5 protein-coding genes are annotated in these 4960 nt (G+C 71.4%); 3 read left to right on the top strand and 2 right to left on the bottom strand.

What is annotated here, in order from left to right; genetic code table 11:
- The first annotated feature begins 203 nt into the window (after positions 1-203).
- From RT323_RS15990 to RT323_RS15980, 3 genes are all read left to right on the top strand, one after another.
- On the top strand, positions 204-1454 hold the full coding sequence (locus RT323_RS15990) for a glycosyltransferase family 4 protein (RefSeq protein WP_313410206.1): 1251 nt from the start codon (positions 204-206) through the stop codon (positions 1452-1454).
- The gene (locus RT323_RS15985) at positions 1441-2154 is read left to right on the top strand and encodes a class I SAM-dependent methyltransferase (RefSeq protein ID WP_313410205.1); all 714 of its coding nucleotides are present in this window, start codon (positions 1441-1443) and stop codon (positions 2152-2154) included. The genes RT323_RS15990 and RT323_RS15985 overlap by 14 nt, the downstream gene beginning before the upstream one ends.
- Positions 2155-2275: 121 nt before the next feature.
- Positions 2276-3256, top strand: a complete 981-nt coding sequence (locus RT323_RS15980) for a prenyltransferase (RefSeq protein WP_313410204.1) — start codon at positions 2276-2278, stop codon at positions 3254-3256.
- Here the strand turns inward: RT323_RS15980 and RT323_RS15975 are convergent.
- Together RT323_RS15975 and RT323_RS15970 are read right to left on the bottom strand one after the other, a co-directional pair.
- On the bottom strand, positions 3197-4696 hold the full coding sequence (locus RT323_RS15975) for an NAD(P)/FAD-dependent oxidoreductase (protein WP_313410203.1): 1500 nt from the start codon (positions 4694-4696) through the stop codon (positions 3197-3199). The genes RT323_RS15980 and RT323_RS15975 overlap by 60 nt on opposite strands.
- A gap of 67 nt (positions 4697-4763) precedes the next feature.
- Positions 4764-4960: hypothetical protein (locus RT323_RS15970; RefSeq protein ID WP_313410202.1), on the bottom strand; the 197-nt coding region annotated here is incomplete at its 5' end.

Here is a 4960-nt window from a genome sequence, read left to right as displayed (position 1 = left end):
CCCCGCCGCCCCGCCCCCGCCCGCCCGCCCGCCGTCCCCCCACTTTTGGTGCGGGATTCCGTCCGAACGGCGGTGGGAGCGGAATATCGCACCAAAAGTGGGGGAAGGGCCGGCAGCGAGGCGCGGACCACAGCAGGGGTGCGCCCGTGCGTGGTCCGGGGCCGACCGGCAGAATGGCTACCGACGAGTAAGAGGAGGGCCGCGTGCGCATTGCACTGTTGTCGTACCGCAGCAAGCAGCACAGCGGCGGGCAGGGCGTCTACGTGCGCAACCTCAGCGCCGGACTGGCCGAGCTGGGTCACGACGTCACGATCTTCTCCGGGCAGCCGTATCCCGAGGACCTGCACCCGCGCGTGCGCCTCGAGAAGGTGCCCAGCCTCGACCTCTACCGCGACGACGACCCGTTCCGCACGCCGAGGCTGCGTGAGTTCCGCGACTGGATCGACGTCCTCGAGTACCTGCAGATGCTCACTGCGGCGTTCCCCGAGCCGCTCACGTTCAGCCTGCGGGCGCGCCGCCTGGACCTGTCCGGGTTCGACGTCGTGCACGACAACCAGTCGCTGGGGTTCGGGCTGCTGACGATCAATGCCCGACAGCCCTTCCTGGCGACGATCCACCACCCGATCAGCCGGGACCGCAAGCTCGACATCGCCGCCGCCCCGTTGCGCAAGCAGGTCACGACGCGGCGCTGGTACGCGTTCGTGCGGATGCAGGCGTTCGTCGCCCGCCGGATCCGTACGATCCTGGGCGTCTCCTCGGCGTCCGCGGCGGACACGGTCGCGGACTTCCGCCTCGATCCCGAGCAGATGAACGTCGTTCCGCTCGGCGTCGACACCGACCTGTTCAGCCCGTCCGGCGAGCGGGTCCCGGGTCGCATCGTCGTGGTGGCCAGCGCCGACTCGCCCCTCAAGGGACTGTCGCACTTCCTCGATGCGGCCGCGAAGCTCAGCACCGACCGCGACATCGACGTGCAGCTGGTCTCGAACCTCGATCCCGACGGATCCGCGTACCAGCGCGTCCACCGCGGCGACCTCGCCGGCATCGTCACGGTGCACAGCGGCATCTCGGACGAGGAGCTCGCGGCCCTGATCTCGTCGGCCGAGGTCATGGCCGTGCCGTCCCTGTACGAGGGCTTCAGCCTGCCGGCCGTCGAGGCGATGTCGTGCGGCACGCCGCTGGTCGCGAGCGCCGCCGGTGCCCTGCCCGAGGTGGTCGGCGACGGCGGCGTGCTGGTGAGGCCGGGCGACGTCGAGGAGCTCGTCACGCACATCGGCCGTCTGCTCGACGACCCCGCCGAGCGGGCCCGGCTCTCGACCATCGGGCGCGAGCGCGCCATCGAGCGCTTCAGCTGGATCGCCGTCGCCCGAGCGACCGCGAAGACCTATGAGACGGTGATCGCCGATCACCACGCCCGCCAGTCTCGGGACGGAAGGAATCCCCATGCTGACCGTTGACTTCGACCGACTCCGCGTCGGACGCGGCACCCGCTTCATCGACGTGGGCGCCGGCGCCGGCCGCCACTCCTTCGAGGCACTGCGCCGCGGCGCGCACGTCACGGCCTTCGACATGGACGAGGTCGAGCTCAAGGGCGTCGAGGGCATGTTCGCCGCCATGGAGCTGGAGGGCGAGGTCCCGCCCGGCGGCCGCGGCGAGATCGAGGTCGGCACGATCCTCGACATGCCCTACGAGGACGGCTCGTTCGACGTCGTGCTGGCGTCCGAGATCCTTGAGCACGTCCCCGAGGACGTCCAGGCCATCAGCGAGCTGACCCGGATCCTCGCGCCGGGCGGCGTCCTGGCCGTCACGGTGCCGCGGTGGCTGCCCGAGCGCGTGTGCTGGGCGCTCTCGGACGAGTACCACGCCAACGAGGGCGGTCACATCCGCATCTACAAGGCCGACGAGCTGCGCGCCAAGCTGGAGGCCACCGGCTTGCAGTTCACGCACCAGCACCACGCCCACGCCCTGCACGCCCCCTACTGGTGGATCAAGTGCGCAGTGGGCGTCGAGCGCGACCAGCACCCGGCTGTCCGCGGCTATCACCAGCTGCTGGTGTGGGACATGATGAAGGCGCCCAAGGCGACCCGCTGGACCGAGAGGGCCCTCAACCCGCTCATCGGCAAGAGCGTGGCGCTGTACTTCCAGAAGCCGTTCTGATGGCTCAGCCCACTCGCGAACACGCTCTCCCTGCGCCCGTTCTCCACTTTTGGTCACGGATCCACGCTGAACCCACCGGGGAAGGTGGATCCACGACCAAAAGTGGAGTGGGGGAGCGGACGTGACCCCCTCGGAGGCCGAGCAGACCGGCAAGTGGATCGCCTCGATCCAGCTCGAGACCGGCGCCATCCCGTGGTTCGACGGTGGGCACCTCGACCCCTGGGACCACGTCCAGTCGGCGATGGGGCTCGCGACCGTCGGCCTGGTCGACGAGGCCGTCGCGGCCTACGACTGGCTGCGCCGGGCGCAGCGTCCCGACGGGTCGTGGGCCCGCAAGTACTGGCCCGGCACCGACGACGACGGCGTCGAGGAGCCCGAGACCGACGCGAACTACTGCGCGTACGTCGCCACCGGCCTGTGGCACCTCGAGCTGCTCGGCACGGACACCAGCCGGTTCGCGCCCATGGTCGAGCGTGCCGTCGACGTGGTGCTCGAGCTGCAGCGCGGTGAGGGACCCGTCGCCTGGGCGCGCGGCATGGACGGCAAGGTCGCCGACGAGTGCCTCGTGACGGGCAACTCGAGCATCGCCTTCAGCCTGCGTTGCGCCGCTCGGCTGGCCGAGCGCTGGGGCCACCCGCGCCCGCACTGGTCGAAGGCCGCCGACGGCATCGCGGACGCCCTGGTCAACCACCCCGAGCGGTTCACGCCCAAGCCGCGCTTCTCGATGGACTGGTACTACCCGGTGATGACCGGTGTCCTCGAGGACGAGGCCGCCGAGGCGCGCCTCGACGAGCGGTGGGACGAGTTCGTCGTGCCCGATTTCGGCGCGCGCTGCGTCACCGTGAACCCGTGGGTGACGGGGGGCGAGACGCTCGAGCTGGTGCTCGCGCTGGTGCGGACGGGCCGGACGGACGCCGCCGCGTCCCTCTACGCCGACATCCAGCACCTGCGTGACGCGGACGGCTCCTGGTGGACCGGCCTGGTCTACGAGGACGCCAAGCGCTGGCCCGTCGAGCAGTCCACCTGGACCGCCGGCACCGCCCTACTGGCCCACGACGCGCTCACCGGCGCCACGGCCGCGGCCGGCTTCATGGGCCGCTGAGGTCGTCCACACGAGTCCGTCGTCGAGGTCGGCCCGGTTCGTCGTCCACGCGTCGACGAGGAAGTTCTGCCGGAACGACCACGGCGTGGCGCCGGTCGCGCGGGGCATCAGGTGCGCGCCTCGCTGCAGGTAGCCCGACTGCATGTCCATGAGCGGCCGCGAGACCGGGGCCCCGGCCATCAGCGGCGCGACCGACGTGGCGCCCGAGTCCAGCAGGCGGCGGATCACCCTGGCGACGAGGCGCGACGTCATGTCCGAGCGCATCGTCCACGACAGGTTGATGTAGCCGACGCAGAAGGCCAGGTTCGGCAGGCCGCTGAGCATGGCCCCGTGGTACGCGTAGGACTCGGCGGGGTCGCGGGGCTCGCCGTCGACGGTCAGCGAGGCGCCGCCGAGGATCTTGATGGACAGTCCGGTCGCCGTGACGACGATGTCCGCGGGGATCACGGTGCCGTCCTCGAGGCGGACGCCCTCGGGCACGAAGCGGTCGATCCGCGCGGTGACCACGGAGGCGTCGCCGGCCTTGATCGCGCGGAAGATGTCACCGTTCGGGGTCACGCACAGGCGCTGGTCCCACGGGTCGTACGGCGGGTTGAAGTCGCGCTCGGCGATCTCCTGCGAGCCGGTGGCCTGCGCCACGCCCTTGAGCAGCAGCGAGCGCATCGCGCGGGGAGCGCGCTGGCATGCCTGGAACAGCGCCCAGTTGAGGGCGACGTTCTTGGCGCGGACGACGCGGTGCGCGGGTCCGGCGGGCAGGACACGACGCAGGACGTCCGCGATGGCGTCGGACTTCGGCTGCGCGAGCAGGTAGCTGGGCGTGCGCTGCAACATCGTCACGTGGGCGGCGTCGCGCGCCATCGCGGGCACGATCGTCACTGCGGTCGCGCCGCTGCCGATGACGACGACCCGCTTGCCGGTGTGGTCGAGGTCCTCGGGCCAGAACTGCGGGTGCGCGACGGTGCCGGCGAAGTCCTCCAGCCCCGTGAGGCCGGGGTCGTACGGCTGGTCGTAGTCGTAGTAGCCCGTGCAGGCGACGAGGAACCGGGTCGTCCAGCTCTCGGGGCCGTCCGGGCCCTCGACCTCGACCGTCCAACGGCCCGTGTGCGACGACCAGTCGGCGGCGACGACTCGGCGGCCGAAGCGGATGCGGCGATCGATGCCGGACTCGCGGGCGGTGTCCTCGAGGTACTCGCGGATCTGCTCGCCCTCGACGATCGCGTTCTCGCCACGCCAGGGCCGGAAGGGGAACGACAGCGTGAAGAAGTCCGAGTCGGAGCGCACGCCCGGGTAGCGGAACAGGTCCCAGGTGCCGCCGATCCGCTCGCGCCGCTCGACGATCGCGTAGTCCAGGCCCGGGCAGGCCTCCTGGATCCGGTGGGCCATGTTGATGCCGGACAGGCCGGCTCCGACGATCAGGACGTCGACGTCGCGCGTGGTCATCCCCCGATTGTGGCCTCTCGGGGCGTCCGAGGGCGCGACTGCGGCGAAGTCGGTCCCGGTCGTCGGCTCAGCGCACGACGATGCGGCGCATCAGCAGCTTGCGGTCCGAGCCGCGCGTGCCGGGGGTATCGAGCGCCCACACGTGCACGGTGGCCGGACCCCGGCGCAGGCCTCGCAGGGCGAAACGCTCGGCGAACCGCGGCTTGGCCGCACGTGGGGCGGTGCGGGTCCACGTGCGTCCGCCCTGCTTCACCGTGACCCGGA

This window comes from Aeromicrobium sp., assembly GCF_032084975.1.
In the GTDB taxonomy this organism is placed as follows: Bacteria; Actinomycetota; Actinomycetes; order Propionibacteriales; family Nocardioidaceae; genus Aeromicrobium.
This window is presented reverse-complemented; position numbering and strand designations above follow the sequence as displayed.

Excerpts from the sequence above, each read along its gene's own strand:
- RT323_RS15985 (WP_313410205.1), top strand. The coding sequence starts at position 1,441 with ATGCTGACCGTTGACTTCGACCGACTCCGCGTCGGACGCGGCACCCGC.
- RT323_RS15975 (WP_313410203.1), bottom strand. The coding sequence starts at position 4,696 with ATGACCACGCGCGACGTCGACGTCCTGATCGTCGGAGCCGGCCTGTCC.